22 protein-coding genes are annotated in these 23,110 nt (G+C 33.7%); 8 read left to right on the top strand and 14 right to left on the bottom strand.

Annotated features, from left to right (window positions below; all coding sequences use genetic code 11):
- Window position 1: 1 nt before the first annotated feature.
- Window positions 2–940 carry a nicotinic acid mononucleotide adenyltransferase gene (locus CJ739_RS08445; RefSeq protein WP_117174299.1) on the bottom strand — a complete coding sequence of 313 codons (939 nt, stop codon included), beginning with the start codon at window positions 938–940 and terminating at the stop codon, window positions 2–4.
- 201 nt (window positions 941–1,141) lie between these two features.
- Here CJ739_RS08445 and CJ739_RS08440 point away from each other — a divergent pair, with 201 nt between their 5' ends.
- Window positions 1,142–2,143 (top strand): NAD(P)H-dependent glycerol-3-phosphate dehydrogenase, encoded by a 1,002-nt coding sequence (locus CJ739_RS08440; RefSeq protein WP_117174297.1) that lies wholly within the window; start codon window positions 1,142–1,144, stop codon window positions 2,141–2,143.
- Window positions 2,144–2,224: 81 nt separating this feature from the next.
- Entirely contained in the window at window positions 2,225–2,590 is a 366-nt protein-coding gene (locus CJ739_RS08435; protein WP_117174295.1) for an endonuclease domain-containing protein, read from the top strand.
- A 921-nt stretch (window positions 2,591–3,511) separates the two neighbouring features.
- Here CJ739_RS08435 and CJ739_RS08430 read toward each other — a convergent pair.
- Complete coding sequence (locus CJ739_RS08430; protein WP_117174293.1) at window positions 3,512–3,907, bottom strand: hypothetical protein; 396 nt, start codon at window positions 3,905–3,907, stop codon at window positions 3,512–3,514.
- 115 nt (window positions 3,908–4,022) lie between these two features.
- On the opposite strand from CJ739_RS08430, the gene CJ739_RS08425 reads away from it, so the two are divergent.
- Window positions 4,023–5,021, top strand: a complete 999-nt coding sequence (locus CJ739_RS08425) for a T9SS type A sorting domain-containing protein (RefSeq protein ID WP_117174291.1) — start codon at window positions 4,023–4,025, stop codon at window positions 5,019–5,021.
- 71 nt (window positions 5,022–5,092) lie between these two features.
- On the opposite strand, the gene CJ739_RS08420 is transcribed toward CJ739_RS08425, so the two are convergent.
- Genes CJ739_RS08420 through CJ739_RS08405 form a run of 4 tightly spaced genes read right to left on the bottom strand, consistent with a single transcriptional unit; the run spans window position 5,093 to window position 11,297 of the window.
- On the bottom strand, window positions 5,093–6,508 hold the full coding sequence (locus tag CJ739_RS08420) for an efflux transporter outer membrane subunit (protein ID WP_117174289.1): 1,416 nt from the start codon (window positions 6,506–6,508) through the stop codon (window positions 5,093–5,095).
- Window positions 6,509–6,512: 4 nt separating this feature from the next.
- Complete coding sequence (locus CJ739_RS08415; protein WP_117174287.1) at window positions 6,513–9,647, bottom strand: efflux RND transporter permease subunit; 3,135 nt, start codon at window positions 9,645–9,647, stop codon at window positions 6,513–6,515.
- Between the two features lie 12 nt (window positions 9,648–9,659).
- Window positions 9,660–10,787: an efflux RND transporter periplasmic adaptor subunit gene (locus tag CJ739_RS08410; RefSeq protein ID WP_117174285.1), complete on the bottom strand. Its 1,128-nt coding sequence runs from the start codon at window positions 10,785–10,787 to the stop codon at window positions 9,660–9,662.
- Between the two features lie 9 nt (window positions 10,788–10,796).
- Window positions 10,797–11,297: a GbsR/MarR family transcriptional regulator gene (locus CJ739_RS08405; protein ID WP_117174283.1), complete on the bottom strand. Its 501-nt coding sequence runs from the start codon at window positions 11,295–11,297 to the stop codon at window positions 10,797–10,799.
- Between the two features lie 186 nt (window positions 11,298–11,483).
- Here CJ739_RS08405 and CJ739_RS08400 point away from each other — a divergent pair, with 186 nt between their 5' ends.
- Window positions 11,484–11,966: a hypothetical protein gene (locus tag CJ739_RS08400; protein WP_117174281.1), complete on the top strand. Its 483-nt coding sequence runs from the start codon at window positions 11,484–11,486 to the stop codon at window positions 11,964–11,966.
- 21 nt (window positions 11,967–11,987) lie between these two features.
- Here CJ739_RS08400 and pheS read toward each other — a convergent pair whose 3' ends face one another.
- The 3 genes from pheS to CJ739_RS08385 all read right to left on the bottom strand — a co-directional run bounded on the left by pheS (window position 11,988) and on the right by CJ739_RS08385 (window position 14,362).
- Window positions 11,988–13,007, bottom strand: a complete 1,020-nt coding sequence (pheS, locus tag CJ739_RS08395) for a phenylalanine--tRNA ligase subunit alpha (protein WP_117174279.1) — start codon at window positions 13,005–13,007, stop codon at window positions 11,988–11,990.
- A gap of 232 nt (window positions 13,008–13,239) precedes the next feature.
- Window positions 13,240–13,665: a hypothetical protein gene (locus CJ739_RS08390; protein ID WP_117174277.1), complete on the bottom strand. Its 426-nt coding sequence runs from the start codon at window positions 13,663–13,665 to the stop codon at window positions 13,240–13,242.
- 340 nt (window positions 13,666–14,005) lie between these two features.
- Window positions 14,006–14,362, bottom strand: a complete 357-nt coding sequence (locus tag CJ739_RS08385; RefSeq protein ID WP_117174276.1) for a hypothetical protein — start codon at window positions 14,360–14,362, stop codon at window positions 14,006–14,008.
- 110 nt (window positions 14,363–14,472) lie between these two features.
- Here CJ739_RS08385 and CJ739_RS08380 point away from each other — a divergent pair, with 110 nt between their 5' ends.
- Window positions 14,473–15,009, top strand: a complete 537-nt coding sequence (locus CJ739_RS08380; protein ID WP_117174274.1) for a CvpA family protein — start codon at window positions 14,473–14,475, stop codon at window positions 15,007–15,009.
- Between the two features lie 43 nt (window positions 15,010–15,052).
- Here the strand turns inward: CJ739_RS08380 and CJ739_RS08375 are convergent, their stop codons facing one another.
- Window positions 15,053–15,388 (bottom strand): DUF6686 family protein, encoded by a 336-nt coding sequence (locus tag CJ739_RS08375; RefSeq protein ID WP_162880167.1) that lies wholly within the window; start codon window positions 15,386–15,388, stop codon window positions 15,053–15,055.
- A gap of 76 nt (window positions 15,389–15,464) precedes the next feature.
- On the bottom strand, window positions 15,465–16,376 hold the full coding sequence (locus CJ739_RS08370; protein ID WP_117174270.1) for a DUF6607 family protein: 912 nt from the start codon (window positions 16,374–16,376) through the stop codon (window positions 15,465–15,467).
- A 103-nt stretch (window positions 16,377–16,479) separates the two neighbouring features.
- Here CJ739_RS08370 and CJ739_RS08365 point away from each other — a divergent pair, with 103 nt between their 5' ends.
- The 3 genes from CJ739_RS08365 to CJ739_RS08355 are packed head-to-tail and all read left to right on the top strand — an operon-like array spanning window position 16,480 to window position 19,706.
- On the top strand, window positions 16,480–18,564 hold the full coding sequence (locus CJ739_RS08365) for a TonB-dependent receptor plug domain-containing protein (protein ID WP_117174268.1): 2,085 nt from the start codon (window positions 16,480–16,482) through the stop codon (window positions 18,562–18,564).
- An 18-nt stretch (window positions 18,565–18,582) separates the two neighbouring features.
- Window positions 18,583–19,251 carry an HmuY family protein gene (locus tag CJ739_RS08360; protein ID WP_236951632.1) on the top strand — a complete coding sequence of 223 codons (669 nt, stop codon included), beginning with the start codon at window positions 18,583–18,585 and terminating at the stop codon, window positions 19,249–19,251.
- Window positions 19,252–19,253: 2 nt separating this feature from the next.
- On the top strand, window positions 19,254–19,706 hold the full coding sequence (locus CJ739_RS08355; protein ID WP_117174266.1) for a DoxX family membrane protein: 453 nt from the start codon (window positions 19,254–19,256) through the stop codon (window positions 19,704–19,706).
- A 153-nt stretch (window positions 19,707–19,859) separates the two neighbouring features.
- Here the strand turns inward: CJ739_RS08355 and CJ739_RS08350 are convergent, their stop codons facing one another.
- Genes CJ739_RS08350 through CJ739_RS08340 form a run of 3 tightly spaced genes read right to left on the bottom strand, consistent with a single transcriptional unit; the run spans window position 19,860 to window position 23,044 of the window.
- On the bottom strand, window positions 19,860–20,486 hold the full coding sequence (locus tag CJ739_RS08350) for a carbonic anhydrase (RefSeq protein WP_117174264.1): 627 nt from the start codon (window positions 20,484–20,486) through the stop codon (window positions 19,860–19,862).
- Between the two features lie 34 nt (window positions 20,487–20,520).
- The gene (locus CJ739_RS08345; protein ID WP_117174262.1) at window positions 20,521–21,270 is read right to left on the bottom strand and encodes an SH3 domain-containing protein; all 750 of its coding nucleotides are present in this window, start codon (window positions 21,268–21,270) and stop codon (window positions 20,521–20,523) included.
- 1 nt (window position 21,271) lies between these two features.
- Window positions 21,272–23,044: a BatD family protein gene (locus CJ739_RS08340; protein ID WP_117174260.1), complete on the bottom strand. Its 1,773-nt coding sequence runs from the start codon at window positions 23,042–23,044 to the stop codon at window positions 21,272–21,274.
- Window positions 23,045–23,110 lie beyond the last annotated feature (66 nt).

Here is a 23,110-nt window from a genome sequence, read left to right as displayed (position 1 = left end):
GTTAAACCCTTGTATTTTCTCTTGGGTTTTCTACTTTATCTTTTCTATGCTTACGCAATTTTTCTGTTGTAACAGTTCTTCCTTTTGTATCTGTTGTTTTCATAAATTGTATATAGCCTCTACCAACAAACTCATAGGCAGTACCCGATGTTGGGTGATACAATTCTATCTTTCCATCATTTATAACGCTTAATTCAAAATATTCATTGTCAAAATAATCATAATCTAATGTTAAAGTTTTAAGCTTGTTATTGCCAGCTATATTTCCAACACCATAAACTCCGGTATAATCCCAATAAATATTATTTGGGCTGGTACCGTTAACATCTTGTGAGCTTCTAAATTCTGAATCGTTTCCGCCAGCTAAAAACTGTAAAAAGTTTTCGTTATCAAACTCGTTTATAGCACCATAATCGCTTGTATATACTTTTTCCCAAGCGTTATACTCTTGCAAGAAATAATGAATATTATCATAAAACACAAAATCGTAATCGAAATTGCTGCGTTGGTAACCATCTAAAAAGTATGAGGTATCATTATTAGGGTTGTAAAGCTCGATGGTATTGCTGTCTATTTGGTAAACATCAAAAGTTTCAAACCCATCTATAACATGGTAAACATCCAGAACCATATCATAAGCATCATAAGTCCCTACTTTTATTCCAAAGCCATTGCCCGTATTACCAATACCTACAATATTATTATTTGCTAATACATTATTATTTATAAACGACATGGTAAACGCTTTTTGTAAAAAGGGTGTTTCGCCATAACCTTTAGTGGCATTAATGTCTACATACCACAACTCGTACGAACCCAATAATTGGTTTAAAGATATTTGTGGCGTATTATCGTAATCGTCTACAATAACTTCTCTGTAACAAGAAGTAAATAGGGTAGCTATTAAAGCAAACGAAAAAAGTAATTTTATAGTCTTCATAATCAAACGTTTTTAGGGTTCCTGTTTTAATGGTTTTCAAAACACGTGCCAAAAATTTTTTTGACTCCAAATTTTAAGTCTCAGTATGAAGCCTTCCGTCTCCCGTCATCGGTCATTTATATTCTTTACTCTTTTAACATACATTCCTAACCTAGATAAATATTTTATGTATTTTTGAAACATCAAACAACGAAACTATTTATGAATGAACCTTTAAAATACGCGGTTTTTGGTGCAGGAAGTTGGGCAACAGCCATTGTAAAAATGCTTTGCGAAAATTTAGATGAAGTAGGTTGGTACATGCGCAGTGTTTATACCAAAGAGCATTTACTTAAAGAGCGTCACAACCCAAATTATTTAAGTTCGGTAGAGTTTCATGTAGAGCAACTAAAGCTTAGTAACGATATCAACGACATGGCCAATTATGCCGATGTGCTTATTTTTGTAATCCCTTCTGCCTTTATTTATAGCGAATTACAAAAATTACATGTTGATATTTCCAATAAAATTATTGTTTCGGCAGTAAAAGGCATTATTCCAGAAACAGGTTTGTTGGTTGGTGAACATTTTCATGAAGCTTACAAAATACCTTACAACAATATTGCGGTAATAGCGGGTCCATGCCATTCTGAAGAAGTGGCTTTAGAACGTTTATCGTACCTAACCATTTCATGTTCAGATGCTAAAAAAGCCCAAGCTATTGCCGATAGTTTGTCGAGCGATTACATAAAAACAAAAATTAGCGACGACATTATTGGTGTAGAATATGCCGTTATGCTTAAAAATATATACGCTATTGCGGCGGGTATTGCCCACGGATTGGGTTATGGTGATAATTTCCAGAGTGTGCTTATGAGTAACTCCATTCGTGAAATGAAACGTTTTATTAAAAAAATGCATAAAATGAAACGTAACATAAATAATTCCGCCTATTTGGGCGATTTATTGGTAACAGGCTATTCGGTATTTTCTAGAAACCGTATGTTTGGAAACATGATTGGAAAAGGCTACACCGTAAAAAGTGCACAAATGGAAATGAGCATGGTTGCCGAAGGCTATTACGCCACCAAAAGTGCTCATTTACTAAACGAAAAAAACAAAAAGAAAACACGCTTGCCCATTATCAATGCGGTTTACGATATTTTATACGAAGGTAAAGACCCGAAAAAAACCTTTAAAAAGTTGACTGAGAAATTGGATTAATTCCTCCTCTAACTCCTCCAAAGGAGGAGAACACTCAATCCTTAATTTTCCCAAAGAAATGAAAGACGGAAAGATTAACGTATGACACAAAACATCCATAATCTTAAATACCTTGAAGAACGTAGAAAAGCGCTTCGAAAAAATTCAACATCTGCCGAAGCTACGCTTTGGAAACACCTCCAAAAAAGCCAATTAAACAATAAAAAGTTTAGAAGGCAACAGAGCATCAAAAATTTTATTGTCGATTTTTATTGTCCAAAAGAAAAGCTTATTATTGAATTAGATGGTGCATATCATTTGGATTTTGCGCAACAACAATATGATTTGGAACGAACTAAACAACTAGAATCTTTAGGTCTTAAAGTGATTCGTTTTGAAAATAAATTGGTGTTTGAGAATCTAGCTGAGGTTTTAAATGAGATTGTGAGTCATTTTAAAAGTATTTAACATTTGAATTTTCTTTTACAGTAAATTCAGTATAATAACCACCTCGTCTTCTATTTCGATATCTCGAAATAGAATCCACTCCTCCTTTAAAAGGAGGAGAATCCCTTTTCATTTAACTAAAAGTTTGCCGACAGTTTAATTCCTTCCCCTGACCTCGGCATTAAAATCTAATAAAAACCACAACTAATTGATTATTAATTCTAAAGCAATTTATTTAAAGTGTTATGGGGTGACTCAATAAATTTTTATTCCCGTAGGAAGGTACAGAGATTTTTTAAACATTTAGCTTTAACAAAATATCGGGTGACCCTGTATCGAAAACAGGAAAAAGGAGGAGAATCCCTTTCCATTTAACTAAAAGTTTGTCGACAGTTTAATTCCTTCCCTAACCTCGGCATTAAAATTTTATAAAAAACCACAACTAATTGATTATTAATTCTAAAGCAATTTATTTAAAGTGTTTTTGGGTGACTCAATAAACTTTCATTCTCATAGAGATGCTGAGATTTTTTAAATATTTAGCTTTAACAATATAGTGACCCTGTATCGAAAACAGGAAAAAGGAGGAGAAATCCCTTTTCATTTAACTAAAAGTTTGCCGACAGTTTAATTCCTTCCCCTGACCTCGGCATTAAAATCTAATAAAAACCACAACTAATTGATTATTAATTCTAAATCAATTTATTTAAAGTGTTTTTGGGTGACTCAATAAACTTTCATTCTCATAGAGATGCTGAGATTTTTTAAATATTTAGCTTTAACAATATAGTGACCCAGTGTCGAAAACAGGAAAAAGGAGGAGAATTCCCTTTTCTTTTAACTGAAAGTTTGTCGACAATTTAATTCCTTCCCTTTTTAAGGGAAGGTGGATTTCATTTTGATAAAAATGAAAGACGGAAGGGTCATGAAAGACGGAAGCATCTACTTCACCAAAACACCCTTAGCCTCCATTAAAGGAACAGCTTGCAACGCTTTTAAATTAATGGTGTTTTTTCTGAACAAAAAGGTTTTATCAAACATTTTGCTTCCTTCAAAAAAAGATACTTTAAACGTATTGTTTAAAGCAAAAAGTTCTTCTTGCATCAACTCAATTTTGGCATAGCTTTTTTTAGGAAGTGTATCTAGTTTCTTTCTAAAGGTAGAAGTTATTTTTTCTTCGGAATAGCCAGAAGTGACAATTAAAACCATTTCTAAATCAACGTCTTTGTCATTGATTATATAAGCATTCCAATCTTGGGTTTTATAAATAGCGTTATACTCGTTTACAATGGCAACGTAAACACCTTCAACTTTTGGAATTTCGATATCTTTTTTCATGAGAAAATGTAATTTTTAAAAAACAAAATTAGCAGAATTTATAATACAAAATTAATGTCTTTTAGTTTGTAAAGTAAGAATAATAAACTAAATTAGTTGTACTAAAAAAAACACTATGCAAAAAATTACTTTAATAATTTTAACTTTACTTACAGCTATTAATTTAAACGCTCAAATTATCTTAACAAGCGCAACAAGTTCTCCACAGATTGGGCAAGAATTTAATTATATCGCTATCCCTAATTATGCATTTGATGTTAGTCAAAGTGGAGCAAACCAGACTTGGGATTTTTCTTCCGCCACTGGTTCTGAGTCAATTACTAATTATATTGGTTTAGCAAGTTCTTCGGAACCATCAACATTTCCTCAAGCAAATGCTGTGGCTGTTACTACAAACCCAAATACTGAAACTTATTTCTCTAACTCTACCTCTGGACAAATAATTGAAGGCTTTTTTTCCCCTGGATTACTTCGAGAAATTTATACAGACAAACGAGAGTTTATTAAATACCCCATTACCTACAATGATGTTTTTAATGAAACATTCTCAGGAACTAGCGAAAATATTGCAGCTGGACAAACTTATGACAGAGCAGGAACTACTCAAATTTCAGCTGATGGATATGGCACATTAATTCTTCCTTACACAACAGTAAATAATGTTCTTAGGATAAAGATAACCAATACATACTCTGATACTTATATGGGGTTTCCAATTGGTCCATATAACGATGTTATTTTAGTTTGGTATAATGCCACAACCAAAAACCCTATAGCCAGTACTTCTGATGCCTATTTTAATGGAGATCTCATATCATCGCAAGCCACATATTTAGCCCAATCGGATTTAGTACTTGCTACAAATGATTTGCAATGGACTAAAAACCAAATATCAGTTTATCCTAATCCAGCTAATGACTATGTTCATATAAAGAATAGAACAAATCAATCTTTATCACTTGGAATTTATGATGCTCAGGGTAGAATAATTAAAACGGCTAATATTGAAAAAGGCGAAAATAAAATAAATGTTTCAAGCTTAAACTCTGGTATATATATTATCAGCTATTTAAAAAACTCACATTTATATACACAAAAAATAGTAATCAAATAAAAAACTAGTTCGATTGCTTATTATCCATGGTAAAACGTTTGGGTGTAAATGTTTTACCATGGATTATAAAATTACTTCCAACCACCTCCAAGTGCTTCATACAAATTTACAACCGCTAATAATTGTTGCAACTTGCTATCAATCACATTCAATTCAGCATTTAAGGCGCTTTGTCTTGCAGTTAATAAATCCAAATAATTGGCGTACCCATTATTCAAAAGTATTTCTGAATTACGCTCCGCATCTCTTAATGCCTCTACTTCTTTTTGTCTGAATTCAAATTTTCTGGTTTCGGCGTTGTAAGCAAACAAAGCATTAGACACTTCATTACCAGCCACTAATAGTGACTTTTTAAAATTTAGAAGTGCTTGTTCCTTTTGTGCTTTACTTACTTCATAGTGTGTTTTAATTTTTCGCTGATTAAAAATAGGTTGTGCTAACCCACCGACTAAATTGGCAAATAATGAATTCGCATTAATTAGCTCATTAAAATCTAAACTTTGAAAACCACCTGAAGCTGTTAGCGTTAAAGATGGATAGAAATTGCTTCGTGCCACATTGGTTAATTCAAAAGACTGGATTAAAGCAAACTCTGAAGCCATTACATCGGGGCGGTTGCTTAATAAACTTGCTGGAACGCCCAATTTTAAATCGGATTCTAGGGTTTGCACCTCCATCTGACTTCTATCAATATGTTGGGGCACTTTTCCTAACAAAATACTGAGGGTATTTTCGGTTTTAAAAATGGCAGTTTCTAAATCTACTTGTAAAGCTTTGGCGTTATTGTATTGTGCAATATTTTGGTCTACCGCTACTTGGGTTACTTGACCTGCATCTTTTAAAGCTTTTATGGTTTCTACTCCTTTTTCACGAGTTTCAATAGTTTGTTTGGTAATTGCTAATTGTGCATCTAAAGCCAACAGTTGATAATAGGTGACAGCTATACCAGAAACCAATTGCGTTTTTACTGCTTGATGTGCTGCTACACTTTGTAAATAACTAGCTTGGTAAGCACGCTTGTTGCTGCGTATTTTTCCCCAAATATCAGCTTCCCAAGACAAAGCACCTGATAGTTCAAACTGGTCTAAGGCGCCATTAAAAAAGGATCCAAATTGGCTATTCCTTGCCAATTCCTGATGCGTCATAGTTCCCTTTGCATTTAACGTTGGAAAATAACCTGCTTTCCCTTGTTTTAAATAGGCTTCGGCAGCTACTATTTGTTGGATAGCGATGCGCACATCCATATTATTTTGAAGTCCTTCTTCAATATATTGACTCAAATAACTATCTGTAAATAATGTTTTCCAAGATACATCTGCCATGGATAAACTATCGGTTGGCAAATTATCGGTTCTGTACAAATTTTGGGTTTCTGCCAACTCCGGTTGTTTGTAATCTTTGGCAACAAAACAACCTTGCAGTGTTACGGAAACAACTACCAAAAGCAGGCTTTTACTAAAAAGTGTGTGTTTTATTATTGATATCATACGGTTAATCTTCAATAGTTTGAATTGCTGGTTTACTCGAAATTTTTTCTTGTAACCATTGAAATAAAATAAATAGAATGGGAATAACGAATACCCCCAAAATAGTACCAATAAGCATGCCTCCAGCAGCACCAGTACCAATAGATTTATTACCTTCAGATCCAACACCTTTTGCCAATACCAATGGCATTAAACCTAAAATGAAGGCGAATGAGGTCATTAAAATAGGGCGTAAACGTGTTTTTGCACCGTTAACAGCTGCATTTACTATGCTCTCGCCATTATATCGTCTTTGACGTGCAAATTCCACAATAAGGATGGCATTTTTAGCCAGCAACCCTATTAGCATGATTAAAGCAATTTGGAAATATATATTGTTCTCAAGTCCTAAAAACTTGGTGCTTATATAAGCTCCAAAAACCCCAAAAGGAATAGACAGAACAACCGCTAAGGGTAAAATATAACTTTCATATTGAGCACACAGTAAAAAGTAAACAAATAGAATACTTAGTATAAAAATAAATGTTGTTTGATTACCTGCATTTACCTCTTCGCGCGTTAACCCAGAATAAGCAACTGTATAGTTACTTGGTAATTTGGCAACTTCTTCTTCAATAACCCTAATCGCATCACCTGTACTGTAACCAGGGTTTGTAGCACCACTTAAACTTGCCGAGTTAAACAAGTTAAAACGGGTTACCGATTGCGGTCCGTACACACGCTTTAAGGTTATGAACTGCGTAATAGGCGTCATTTCACCTGAATCGGTTCTAACATACATGCCATTTAAAGCATTCACATCGGCTCTATCCTCTGGTAACGATTGAATATACACACGGAATTGTTTTCCAAATCTAGCGAAATCGGATGCATAAACGCCACCTATATAGCCTTGCAATGTTGAAAATATGCTGTTAATTGGCACGCCTTTTTCTTTTGCCAAGGGCACATTAACTTCCATTTCATACTGTGGATATTTTGTATTGAAAGACGATTGCGCATACTTAATTTCTGGATGCTTCATTAAAGCTCCAATAAATTCCTGGTTTGCTTTATCTAAGTCTGTAAACTCACCCCCAAAGCGGTCTAACAAATTCACTTCAAAACCAGCTGAATTACCAAAACCACGAATACTAGGGGGCGCAAAGAAAATAATATTAGCCCCAGGAATGGTAGATGCAATACCAAATAGTTTACCTGTAATAGCTTCGGTAGATAATGTTTCGTCTTCACGATCAGCCCAATCTTTTAATTTAAAAAAGCCAATAGCATAATTACTTCCTGCACCACTTAATAAACTTCGTCCTCTAATTAACGAAACGCCTTCAACACCTTCTAATTTATACGTTTTGTCATATAATTCTTGGGTTATTTTATTTGTTCTATCTAACGATGCGCCGGCTGGTAATTCTATATTGGCAAAAATCATCCCTCTATCTTCGTTGGGAACAAAACCTGTTGGGGTTGTTTTCGATGCCCAAAAAATACCAACCACAACTAAAATCAATAATACAGCCGAAATCCATTTTTTCTTATAAAGAAGTTGTATTGACTTTCCATATTTTTCAACCGTGGCGTTAAATCCACGATTAAAAAGTGTGTAAAAACGTTGTAAAAAACTCTTGTTTTTTAACGCTTCTTCGTCATACGGTTTTAAAAATAATGCGCATAATGCAGGACTTAATGTTAGGGCGTTTACAGCCGATATAAGTATCGCAATTATTAAAGTGACTCCAAATTGTTTATAAAACACGCCCGTAGGTCCTTGCACAAACGTTACCGGAATAAATACAGCAGCCATCACCAGAGTAATAGATATAATAGCCCCCGATATTTCGTGCATGGCTTCTAAAGTTGCTTTTTTAGCATTTTTTTCACCGTGTTCTAACTTGGCATGAACCGCTTCAACGACGACAATAGCATCATCTACCACAATTCCAATGGCCAATACCACAGCAAATAGTGTCAATAAATTGATGGAATACCCAAATAAATTCAGAAAGAAAAAGGTCCCAATAATTGATACAGGTACCGCAATAGCAGGAATTAATGTAGAACGAAAATCTTGCAAGAAAAGAAATACTACAAGAAATACTAATAGAAAAGCTTCTAATAAGGTAGTTACTACTTTATCTATAGATGCCGTTAAAAATAAACTGGTGTCATAAGGAATAAAAATATCTAATCCTTTAGGCAAATCTTTTTTAACATCGTCTAATGCGATTTTGATGTTTTCGATAATTTCCTGAGCATTAGAACCTTTCGTTTGGAATACGCCCATAAATACGGCAGGATACCCTAAACTTTTAGCACCTGAACCGTACGATTGTGCATCTAGCTCTATAGTTGCAACGTCGTTTAATCTTAAAAACTCGCCATTTCCTAATGCCTTAACAACAATATCGGCGTATTGCTTTTCCTCTTTAAAACGTCCGCTATATTTTATAACATACGAAAAAGCTTCGCCATTATTTTCGCCCAACGAACCAGCTGCGGCTTCTAGATTTTGTTCTTGTAAAGCGGCCGTAATATCTGAAGGTATTAAATTGTATGCTGCCAGTTTTTCGGGTTTTAACCAAATTCGCATGGCATAATCTTGCTGAGAAAACACACTAACATCGCCAACGCCGTTAATTCGTTGCAATGCAGGTATCACATTAATCCTTAAATAATTTTGAATGAATGTGGCATCGTAATCTTCATTTTTTGAATACAACGACAAGAACATTAACGCACTCGTTTCTTGTTTCTGGGTTGTTACCCCTGTTTGCTTTACCTCTTGTGGCAGTAACTGATTGGCTCTAGAAACACGATTTTGCACGTTTACAGCGGCAACATCGGCATTAATATTTTGGTCGAAATATACCGTAATATCCGCAGTACCATTATTGGAGGCTGTTGAAGTGATATAGGTCATACCTTCAACTCCATTTATTTGCTCTTCAATAGGAATGATAACGCTTTCTAAAACCGTTTCGGCATTCGCGCCAGGGTAATTCGCCGTTACTTTAATGGTTGGTGGCGCAATGTCGGGATATTGCTCTATAGGTAAGCTTGAAATACTTATAAACCCAAGCAATAGTATAATGATGGAAATAACTGTAGAAAGTACAGGTCTTTCAATAAATGTTTTTAGCATAATTATTTCTTTCTAGTTTTTAAATAATTTTTCGATAGGTTTCAAAACACTATCAAATGCAACTTCTTGAGGTGTTATTGGCATATCATTTCTCAACTTTCCAACACCTGTAACTACTATTTTATCGCCTTCTTTTAATCCTGATTCAACAACATATAAATTATTAACGTTTGCTTTTACTTTAATGATCGAAGATGACACTGTATTATTTTTACTTAATTTAAAAACCATAATGTTTCCTTGTTGTTCATAAGTAGCTTCTTGTGGAATAACGGTTGCATTTTCGTAAATGGTTGGAACTTGGATTTTTCCACTATTGCCATTTGTTAAAAGTTGATTTGGATTATTAAAAACAGCCCTAAAACTTACCGTTCCAGTGTTTTGGTTTATTTGTCCCGTGCTAGTTTCTATCTTTCCTTTTTCAGAATACATCGTTCCATTGGCAAGTATTAAGCTTACTTCTGGAAAGTTTGCAATCTTTTCTTCTAAATTATTTCCTTTTGTGTTTTGTAGAAAGTTTAAATAATCGGCTTCATTCAAACTAAAAAACGCATATACTTGTTTAATATCACTAACGGTCGTTAAGGGTGTTTCGTCATTGGCACTTACTAGCGAGCCTTCTCTAAATTTAATAGCCCCCACATAACCATCCACTGGGCTTTTTACAGTTGCATAGCCAATATTAGCAGCAATACTACTGTAATTCGCTTGGGCTTGGGCTAAATTAGCTTTAGCAGTTTCTAATTGTACCGAACTGATAATCCCTTTCTCTACCAAGGGGATTAATTTATCCACTTCAACTTTAGCAACATTTATACGTGCCTTAGCTGCTCCTGCATCTTGACTTAACGATTGTGTTTCTAATTTGAATAAAACTTGCCCTTTTCGCACTTTCTGACCTTCATCTACCAACACTTTTTGGATGTACCCCGATACTTTTGCCCGTACATCACTATTTACAATGCCTTCTATATTGGTTGGGTATTCTTGAAACCCCGTAACAGTTTTGTGGCTTACTTGCGCTACAGGAAAAGTAGCTGGCGGCATTTTAGCGGCTTGTTGTTCTTGTTTATTACCACAACTTGATAACACAATTGCTAAACATAGTGTTGCGATTGAATATAGTCTGATTTTTTCCATGTTGCTTCCTTAAAGTTTATTGTTCTTTTCTATGATTTTTGTCCTTAATTTTAATACAGATTTGGTAGCTTCGTCCAAAAACTGAATGTAATCGTCATGAAATTCTAAATCGAATTTTGAAGTGTCATCAGAATTATTGGCGTTCGATTTTTCTTTATAGTCTCTAATTTCAATATGGAGTTCTTTTTGAACACACCAAGTTTCTATCATATCATCAATACCTTGAATAATCGTGTCTTGATTTATTACAAAATATTTTTTTCGGTCTCCCAATTTTGTGAAATAGACAATTTTCTTTAAATCTTGTAAGTGATTTAAATGGGTTGATATGGTGCTTTTACTAGCGCAAAGCTTTAATACCAAATCTTCAAAAGTTGTTCCTACCTTTCCTGTTAGTATGATGTACGACATAATACGAGCTGCAACAGGAGCCAGTTGGTCTTTATTCTCTATAAAAACCCCTAGTTTTTCAACCAAAGCTTTTTTCTCACTACATATATTATCCGGCATAATTATAAAATTTGGTGTAAATATAAAACAGGTTCGTTTTTTTCCGAACTAAACGAAGTTAAAAAATTGTTAAATAACAATACTCACAATAATATTTGCTTTGAAAGAAATAATTTACTAGATTCGTTTGGAAACCGTCTCAAACGCCTTTTCCGTTTATGCTACTTTAAAAACCAATATTTTTTTATGAAGAAATTAGCTTTATTTTTCCTTTTCAGCTTTTTGGCTCTATACTTAAAAGCACAAACTACTCCTTTAAATGTAGATGAGGATTTATACGAAACGATAGGAAAAGAATTAAATACGATGATTTCGGAAGAAAAAGATGCTATGAAAATAGTTTCATTAACCCCTAAAAAAGATTTGATTAATGATAATATTTATGAGTTTTCGGTAGTAGTTATTTATAATTTAGTTTCTAAAGAACAAGCCATATTGAATGTTGGTTTTAATAATGGTATAAGTGAAAAATCCCATCGACTAATTTCCGATGCTTCAAAAATTATAAATAAGGGCGCAAGCTATCATACTTTTAAAGTAAAATCAAAAGTAATTGATTGGAGCGATATAGGAGGTGCTTTTTATGTAGCAACAAATATGTCTGAGCATCCGCATGAAAAAATTTGGAGTCCTTTAGCTAGCGACAGGTTCTTTTTAAAGGTTAACTAATATTTATCTTTACAGTTGTTTTTATAGTGCGCTTTTAAACTGCTCTAAAAACCTCACATCATTCTCGCTTAATAAACGAATATCATTTATTTGGTGAAGCAACATGGCAATGCGATCTATACCAACTCCAAAAGCAAAACCAGAATATTCTTTAGAGTCTATTTTGCAATTTTCCAATACGTTGGGATCTACCATACCACAACCTCCAATTTCTAACCAACCGGTACCTTTTGTAATGCGGTAATCCGATTCGGTTTCTAAGCCCCAGTACACATCAATCTCGGCACTTGGCTCTGTAAATGGGAAATAAGACGGACGCAAGCGTATTTTAGATTTTCCAAACATTTGGGTTGTAAAATATTGAAGTGTTTGCTTTAAATCGGCAAAACTTACATCTTTATCAATGTACAAGCCTTCTATTTGGTGGAAAAAACAGTGTGAACGTGCCGAAATAGCTTCGTTACGGTATACGCGACCTGGAGAAATAGTACGAATTGGTGGTTGGTTATTTTCCATATAACGTACTTGCACCGAACTGGTATGGGTACGCAATAAAATATCGGGATTTGTTTGAATGAAAAACGTATCCTGCATATCGCGTGCCGGATGGTATTCTGGCAAATTTAAAGCGGTGAAATTATGCCAATCGTCTTCAATTTCCGGGCCTTCACTAACATTAAAACCAATGTTAGAAAAAATATCTATAATTTGATTTTTTACTATAGAAATCGGATGACGCGCACCAATTTGAATCGGGTTTCCCGGACGTGATAAATCACCATAAATACCTTTTACTTCCTCTTTACTTTCTAAGGATTCCTTTAAAGTATTTACTTTGTCTTCGGCTGTATTTTTAAGTTGATTTATTATTTGCCCAAACTCCCTTTTTTGGTCGTTGGCAACGTTTTTTAATTCTCCATAAAACTCCTTTAGAAGTCCTTTAGAGCCTAAGTATTTTATTCTGAAAGCTTCTACTTCCTCTTTGGTTTGTGCTTTAAAGGCTTCTGCTTCGGTAATAAGTTCTTTTATCTTGTCTATCATAACTTCCTAAAATGATGGCAAATTTACTGATTTTTTACGGAATTTGATAATGAACATTATTTTTGACAAACTATAAATAATTATTATCGGAAAGATCTGGAATTTAGAAAGAACTGTCTTTTTTAAAGGAAATTGAATTCAATCCGTTAGGGATTGGCTGTTCTTGGGGACTACTTTTTTGTTGCCAAATAGCTAAACAGGGATTTAAAAACATATTCTTAATTTATACTTTTCAAGCATAAATATCCTTAAATTCCTTTAAATTTCTCATCCATTCAATGGACTGATTTAATGTACAGCATCTTTTTGTGCTATTATGGGACAGGTATTTTTCAATTGTGGCAATATTGAAATTTAAATCATCATAAAAAACAATGGCCGACGCGACAATAAAATCATAGTCGGTATTAAATTTGATCCATTGTTTAAGATCAATAGAAAATGAGGCTATCCTATTTGAAATAAAACCAATTTTCAAGTCCTCACCGTAGTGATCTACCAAAGCCATGACGATGTCTTCGCATTCTTCTATACCAATATGTACACCTTCCTTAAATTCAGCGATACAAAAAAAATCCAATAAATAAAGGTTCCCAATGTCCAGGGTTACTTTTTTTGAGTCTATGGCACCATAATAGGTTGAGTTTTCAAATTTCATCGGGGCAATATCTGTTTGATTAAAAATAACATTCTAAATATAGGAAAATCATACGTATATTTGCTGTGAATATGATTTAAAATAAAAATCATCTACTATTCAGAGCACCCATATTCATCATGAACAGATTGAATAACGAAGAATAATTGACAAAATTCTAAAAAATGGTGTGTTTATCTAACATGCGTTTGGCATGACCAAGACTGTATAAGACTCAAAATCAGCCACTCATGTTTTTATATTCGGTTAACTTCAATAAAAACCAAAATCAATCGAAGTGGCATATGGAGTTCATCTTGATTTTTTTATTTTAATTAAAAAAGTTGAGGTAAGTTCCTTATTAATGGATATACTCGGTTTCTAGAAAGTAGTTTACAATGGCTTCTTTCATTAAAACACTTTGTTCACCCGCTTTTAAATGTGGTAAGGTTTCGATGGTTTTGTAATGTGGCCAACCTTCGGCATCCACAAAATCGAGTTCGTAATAGCCATATGGCGTTAGCAACTTACAGATGGCAATGTGCATTAAATCGAGCTTATGGTCTTTTTTAAATTCCCTATCTAACTGCCCAAGTTCCTGCACACCTATTAAATAAATAATGGCATCGAGGTCTAGCATATCGCCATCAGCAAATTGGTTGGATAGTTTTTTTACTACCAATTCCCAGCGTTCTTTTAATTGTTCGTCTCTAGACATGGGTTGAGTTGAAAAGTTTTAAAGTTCAAAGTTAGTAAACTTCTATGTTCTTATGAATAGTTCTGTTTAAAATTCAAAATAAATTGTAGGTTTGTTAAAACAGATTACATATGAATGTTTTAGATATTGTTTTATTAGCCTTTTTAATTTTAGGATTGGTAAGGGGCTTTTGGCGGGGATTTTTTGTTGAAGTAGCATCGTTAGTGGCTTTGGTAGCTGGGATTTATGGTGCATTTCATTTTAGTGATTTTGCTTCTGATTATTTAAAAGAAAAAGTAGATTGGACCGAAAACACCATAAATATTGTGGCTTTTGTTGCTACCTTAATACTTATTATTTTGGCTATTGCCTTGGCAGGAAAAGCATTAACAAAAATTGCCGATTTTGCTGCACTTGGACTCGTTAACAAAGTTTTAGGGGCACTTTTTGGCGGATTGAAAATTGCCGTTATTTTAAGCGCTGTACTTATTGTGCTTGAAAAGATGAACAAACCAATTCCTTTTACAGAGGAAGCAGATAAAGAGGCTTCTGTACTATACACGCCTCTGAAATCTATTATCCCATTGATTTTTCCTAGTTTAATTGTAAATGGAAAACCTATTGGTGATGATTTGGAAGCGGATGAAACTTTACAAACTGGTTTGTAAATAGTTGATAGAATTACTAAAACAGAAAAATTCGGATAGTATTTTAATTCAAGACAAACATATAATCTATATCATCTACATTTAAAATACTATCTTTTCTTTTGTTTATGAACAAGGCTTTTAATTCTTCTACTTCTTGCCTATTAAACATTAAAACAATGTTTTGACATACTGTTGTAATTGGGATTTTTCGCTTAATATTGGTATAAGCATATTTTTGTTCCCAATAGTCAATATCAATTTCTAGAAGATATGTTTTCAGTTTTTCAAAGTGAATTGTACTAAGCTCACAATATATGTTGTTAAACTCTAGGTGATAGGTACCGCAGCTTTCACAAAATGAAAGTTCTCCACTTCTTACTTTTGCTAATGTTTTCAAACTATCGCACATATTTAATTTCTTATATTTTTTTAAGCTTAATACAATTCATTTCCTTTTTTTACCTAGAAGCCATTTAAAGTTTCTTTACAAATGCTTCAATGATATTATTGATATCTTTTTCTTTGTTTGAGAAATCTTTTGAAAATAAATGTTCATACAACGCTTTATCTTCTACTTTTTCTTCTAAAGCTAAATTTACTTTTCTATTAAAAACCTGATCCCATTTAGCACGTACAAGTTTCCAAGGTTGGCTATTGGTTTTCCACCAGTCTTGGGCAGCTTGACATTTACTATCATCTACTTTAGTGTATATATTCAATCCCTTTTCTTGAGCAAGTAACACATCGTCTTCCCCTTCTTTTCTAATCACTTTATCGTTATCTTGATCGTGTATCCAACCTGTTTTGGTAATTTCATGTTTGTTGGTTCTAACGGTTACATTGTAATCACTACGTTTTGTGTATTCACGTCGTGGTAGTGGGGCATCCGTTGTATTTTCCCAATAGCTTTTTCCATCGGCATGGATCCACGTGGCAGAACCTTCGTAACGCGGACTATCATCTACTTGAAATACTTTTTGTGTCCATTGCCCTTTTACTTGGTCTTTTGGCAAACTCACATAATTCCATTTATTGTCAGCATTGTATGTGTATAAGTTGACATTTTCATATAACCAATCTTGTCTCCAATGTTTAATAACATGTTGTCTATCGGTTGGACCCACAATTAATAAATGTTGCATCACAATTTTATTGTCTGTGTCTTCAACCAATTGTACCCACTCTAAACCTTTATCGTGTTTTGTTTTAGAAGGCATATACGTAGAATCATTTGAATACTGAAATGTTTCAGCAAAATTGAAGCTTACTTCATAACAACCACACATACTTTTAATGGCTTTTTGGTCTTGGTTTTTTTTGTTTTGGGCATTACCATTATACAAAAATGTTAATGTAAAAACCGCTAATAGTGTTACTTGTTTCATTTTTAAGTGTTTGATTTTAGTTATTATAATAATTTGAAATTTATTTTATTCTTATTTAGATTAAATAAAAATAACTTATATATTTGTGACAAATTTATGTAGAATGAGTCTAAATAAAAATAATATCCCCATCTTTTTTTTAATTTTTTTTAGCGGTATTTCTTTTTCACAAGAAGGGGTAAGTGCTATACAAGACTCAATAAAAATTAAAAATTTAGACGAAGTTGTTATAACCGCAACCCGAACAGTTAGACAGCTTTCTTCTTTACCACTGCCCGTTCAATTAGTATCGAAAAAAGAAATCCAAAGTGTTAATTCGCTTCGTTTAAGTGATATTTTAAACGAACAAACAGGACTTATTACCGTACCTGATTATGGTGGTGGCGAAGGCATTCAACTTCAAGGTTTAGACTCGCAATACACGCTTGTTTTAATTGATGGCGTACCATTAATTGGGCGTTCCGCAGGTACTTTAGATCTTAGCAGAATTACCATTGGTAATGTGAGGCAAATTGAAATTGTAAAAGGAGCATCTTCTAGTTTATATGGTAGTGATGCGCTTGGTGGTGTTATAAATATTATTACAGACAGCCCAAAATATGGTTTTAATGGAAATTTAAATTCAAGAGCGGGAAGTTTTAATAGCTACGATAGTAGTCTCAATTTAGGTTATAAAAGAGAAACGTTTGCCATTAGTACATTTTTAAACAGCTTTAATAGTGGTGGCTATGATTTGAATAAAAATGATGTCTTAAATACCGTAGAACCATATAGTAATTACACATTAAACTCTAAACTTACTTACCACTTTAACAAGAATACAAACTTGTTTCTTTCTGGAAGGTATTATTCCCAAAATCAAGATTATGTCGCTTCTGAGGATTTAAAAGGTGAAAGTAACATAAGGGAATGGAACACGCATTTAAAACTGAGCCATAATTACAGTAAAAAATGGAGCAGCTATTTTGAGTTTTATGCAACCCGTTATAAGGCAAATGAGTATTTGAATCATACTGATAATTCACCTTTTAACGCTAGCAATTTTAATCAATTATTAGTTCGTCCTGAAATTAGAGCTACTTACAATTTAAATGAAAAAAGTGCTTTTATTGGAGGGTTGGGTTGGAATCATGAAATCTTAAAAAGAACCGATTTTTCAGCAAGCCCTAAGTTTAATTCTCCATACGCATACTTACAATATGATACCAATCCAACTAATAACATAAACGTCATTCTTGGTGCCCGTTTTGATAATCATAGTGAATACCGATCGCAATTCAGCCCTAAAGCAGCCATTCGCTATAAATTATCTAAAAAAATAGCCATAAAAGGCGCTATGGGTTATGGTATTAAAGCGCCCGATTTTAGACAATTGTACTTCGATTTTACCAATGCAACTGTAGGGTACACCGTTTTAGGATACAATGTGGTTAGCACAAAAATGCCTGAATTGGAATCAGAAGGACAAATTGCCAACATGGTTGTGCCACTCTCAGAATTTGAAAATATGCTAAATCCTGAAAATTCCATAAGTTTTAATCTTGGTGCAGATTACAACCCTCTAGCATCATTAAAATTCAACTTAAATCTTTTCAGAAATAACATAAACGATTTAATCGATACACGAGTTATTGCTAATAAAACCAATGGACAAAACGTATTTAGCTATTATAATGTTCATAAGGTTTATACGCAAGGCTTAGAATTTAACACAACTTGGAAACCCAGTAACGACATAAAAATTTCAGGTGGTTATCAGTTACTTTTTGCTAAAGATAAAGATGCTGAAGATGCCTTTAAAAATGGAACCGTTTATGCGCGCGAAACACCAAGCTCACCCTCATTTCAATTAGATAAAAAGGACTATTTCGGTCTTTACAACCGCTCACGACACATGGCTAATGTAAAGGTGTTTTATGAGGTCACTAAATGGAATTTAGATGCCAACATTCGTGGCACTTACAGAAGCAAATATGGGTTATACGACACGAATGGAAACACCTATTTAGATACATACGATGCTTTTGTTGAAAGTTACACTATCTGGGACATCGCTATTAACAAAACGCTCTATAAAAACTATCAACTTGGCTTTGGAATTGACAATGTTTTTGGTTTTACCGATACTCAAAACATTAGCAATATTCCAGGACAAATAATTTACGGAAAACTGAACATTCAATTTTAACAATTATATATAAACACTATGACCTCTTCAAACAAAAACCAAGAACGCAAAATGAACAATAGTAATTTTGCGATCAAATCAATCAAATTTTTAGCAATAGCAGTACTTTTTATGGGCATCGCCTCTTGTTCCGATGATGACGACAAGCCCCTTTTGGAAGTAGAATCTGAAACCTATTCTAATTTACATGCACCTCAATCTGGTGGTCAAGGATCCGGAGAGGCTATCTCTGGTACTTTTACAAAGTTTAGTTTCTCAACAGGGCAAACAACTACAAGTGAAACCGAATGGGATATTGCCTTTAGAGGAACTTCGATTATTATAAATGGCGGCGCATCTTTAGGAACTACAGATGAGCCTGAAAGAACAGGAAATGTATCTGGCTATATTGCAAATAATACTTTTGAAAATGTAAAAACTGTTGATACCGATCTTTTAGGGCAAGACTCAAGTGAAGGGTATGTTTTTTCAGATTGGTACACTTATTCTGGGCCACCAAACCACTTAATTACTGCTACTCCAGGAAAAGTATTTGTTTTAAAAACATATGATGGAAAATATGCTAAAATGGAAATTGTTAGCTATTATAAAGATGCCCCAGAAACACCTAGTGCATTTAACGGAACGGAGAGGTACTATACTTTCAATTATGTATACCAACCAAATGAAGGTGTAATGACGTTTTAATCATGGGAAAATCAATCAGCATTTTATTTATTATACTTCGTTTGTTTTTAGGCGGATTTATGATTTATGGAGGTGTCCAAAAATTCCAGTCACCTCCCATTACTCCTATTGAAGTATTAGAAAAAGCCAATAAATTTTCATCTCCTGAAAATGAACCTACGCTTCAAAAAATATTATATATAAGCGGCGTCAAACAAACAGGCTATTTTTGGCAAGTACTTGGATTTTGTGAACTACTTTTTGGATTTCTTTTAATTATTCAAATCACAGGATTTGTCGGTTCTCTTTTTTTGCTCCCAATGACCCTACATATATTTCTATTTCATCTGTTTCTTGAAGCTGATGAAGTTGGAGAATTAATTCAAACAGGCGGATTATTCGCTATAAATATCGCGCTCGTTTTAAAAGAAAAAGAAAAGTGGAAACACTTGCTTTGGATAAAACCTTTTCAATAAATTATTTAAAAATTAAAAAGGCTAAAAAGTATAGTTCTATGTCATATTGCTTGTCTAAATATTTTAACTTTCTGGTAATCAATATAATTTTTAACAAGATCAACCTGACAAATTAAATTTAAAGGACTTTTTAGCCTCTTTTTTATCTAAGAACTAATCTAAATGATAAATCTCCCGTATGCTTTCAAGAATACTCTCAAAGTCCATTTTTAAATCTATCAGCTCGCCCGTATGCACATCGAACACCCAACCGTGTACTTTTAATCCGCGTTCTCTGGCTGCTTTTTGTACTGCAGCAGTTTTAATAAGATTAACACATTGCTCTTGTACATTAAGTTCTATAAGCCTCTCATACTTTTTTTCCTCGTCGGTGATGTGTTTTAATTCATTTTTATGGATACGATAGACATCCCGTATATTACGTAACCAAGGATTTAAAATACCCAAATCGGCCGATTGCATGGCCGCTTTAACACCTCCACAACCATAATGGCCACATACTACTACATGATTTACTTTAAGATGTTCTACGGCATAATTTACAACAGACATGACGTTTAAATCTATACTAATAACCATATTAGCAATGTTACGGTGTACAAAAACATCGCCAGGACCCAAGCCCATTAATTCTTCGGCAGTTACGCGACTGTCCGAACAGCCAATAAATAAGAGTTCCGGATTTTGTCCTGACCCCAAACTTTCAAAATAATTCGCATCGGAAGCCAACTTCTCTTTTATCCATTGTTTATTATTCTGAAAGACTCTATCTAAGTTCATATGGAAATAATTGTTTGGCTAAAGATACATCAAATTAAAGTGCTTTTATGTCTTCGGAAGAAACCCAACCGGTTTTCCCATCTTGAAGTTTAATTTTTTTCCAGTCATCAACAGTATCTAAAATCTGTACTTTGGTGCCTTCGTGCAACCTGAAGGATTCTTCACTTCTATTGTTCGGTGCATTTTTTACCAAAATTTCTTTAGCAAATACAATGGCAGGTTTATTCTTTTTATCTAAATTGAATTTATGAAATGCAAATAATAACGTAATGCACATTATTGTTAAGGATACTAAACTACCCAAAAAAGCCAATCGTTTTCTTAGCGAGGAATATGCAAAATAGTAGACTAAAAATAAGATAACAAAACAAAAGACAAAGCCAATAGATACTTTTGCCCAAGTATCAAAAGTCATGGTGTTGGCAGCATTATTTAAAATTTTTGATAATCCTGCTTCAGGAACCACATCAATGGCATCAATGGTCATATTTTGTGCAAAGGCCAAATTGTTTTTTATGTCTTCATCGTTAGGTGCTAACTGCAAAGCTTTTTCGTAATAATAAATACTTGGTGCAATGTTGTTTAATTTATAATGGGCATTCCCCAAATTAAAATATAGCTCTGCCGAATGGTTTTTAGTATCTAAAATGGTTTTATACTTATCTATAGCTTCACCATATTTTCCTTCGTTATATAATGCATTTGCCTGCTCAAAAAGGGCATTGTTTTGGGCAAATAAACCAAAGCTGAACAAAAACGATAGGATGTATAATAACTTCTTCATTTTAACGTGCTTGTTTATCAATTAACGAAATGGTTGTTGCTGCTTTTTCATAATCTTCTTGCATGGTTACAATATCTATTGGTGTGTAACGTGCCAACTCGCAACTTTCTAAAATGCTAATAAAGTCTTTAATCACAGTAGCTTCTACTTGCTTTTCTGCAAGCAAGGTATTAATGTGGTCTTTACTTAATTCATAGGTTTCAATGTGCAATTTCGCTTTTAAATAATTATGCAGTGCTTTTTCTAAAGCAATATAAAATACTTCTTTTTGACCTAGCGACTTTTTGGCATGGCTCAAGTATTTTCTAGCTAGTTTATCGGCTTTTCTAATTTTATTTCCATAAACATCGGCATCTCTTGTTGCCTTTTTATTTCTAATTACAATTGCTAACGGAATTGCTAAAAAAGGCAGTAATAACAGGCTCCAAAAGGCAGTTGTTTTAAAAAAGGCTGTATTATTTACACTTACAAAATTGGTACTCGTTTTAATAAATGCAAACTGATCTTTGTTAAGTAAAACAGGTTGTTTTCCGTTATTTGCAACAGCTGCGTTATTAGAATTGGCATTGTTTAAAGGACCACTTAAAACATCTAAAACAATTTCATCGGAAGTTAAACGCTTATAACTTTCTGTTTTTAAATCGAAGTATGAAAAAGAAATACTTGGTATGGGATATTTTCCTTTATATTGAGGAACAATGGTATAACTATCGGAAATAGACCCTTGCATACCGGATAGACTGGTATTGACCTCTTCTTTGTGTTCGGGTTCGTAAACTTCCAAAGAACTTGGTAACGACACTTTAGGCAGTTTAAAAAGCTTTAAATTCCCGTTTCCTTTAACAGCCACTTTTAATTGCAAGGATTCGGAAGCTTCTAGACTTGTTTTTGAAGGTGAAACCTCAAAACTAAAATCACCTACGGCTCCAGAAAAATCTAAAGGTTTGCCTTCTTCCGGCAAGGACTTAACGGTAATGGTACTATTCCCGGCAGAGACCACTTTGTTGGTACGCGTCATTAAAAGGCTTCCAAAAATATCGCGTCTGTTGGTCGGTACGCGCAAAGCAATATCTAAACTTAAAGGTTCTATATTAAGTTTACCCGTTTTTTGAGGATACAATACGGTTTTCCTTAAAACCAAAAAGCGATAGTCTTCCCCTTTGAAAGTACCGTTTTGTACTTTTTGACCTTGCGTATCTATATTCTGACTCCAAAAATCGTTATAACGTGGACTATCAATTTCGTTCCAATTATCAACAGCAATAGATGGAGATACATATAGTTTATATACCACTGTAATGGCTTCATTTAAATACGGATTGGTTTTTGAAATTTCAGCAACTAAATGAACATTTTCCGAAGCTATATAATCTGGATTATTAGGGTCTTTGGGTATTTCTACAGCAGCGGTAACTTCAATAGTGATAGGCACTGTTTTATAAGTTTCCCCATCAATATTAATAGTTGCCTGAGCAATGGTAAACTGACCTCGGCCTTTGGGTGCTAAGAAATAGCTATAGGTTTTTTTAAAACTTCTAACACCATTAATCCACGAATTGCTAACCGATTGGTTTGGACCTCCAACTACGGTGAAATTAGAAAAATCCGGTGGATTAAAATTATCCCCATCTCGGTTCATTTCAAAATCGATACGCAAACGCTCATTAACCCCGAGCTTTTGTTTGCTAACCTTGGCTTCAAACTTAACCTGAGCCGAAGCCATACTTGTAACAAGTATTATTAATAGTATGTATGTGTGTTTAATAAGTTTCATAATGATTTACGATTTTTGATTTACGATTTACGATTTTTGATTTTTCTCAATTTCAAAATTCGTAAT

It is taken from the genome of Mariniflexile sp. TRM1-10, from assembly GCF_003425985.1.
Taxonomy (GTDB): Bacteria; Bacteroidota; Bacteroidia; order Flavobacteriales; family Flavobacteriaceae; genus Mariniflexile.
Note: the sequence above shows the minus strand (reverse complement) of the source record. Positions and strands in the feature narration are given on the sequence as shown.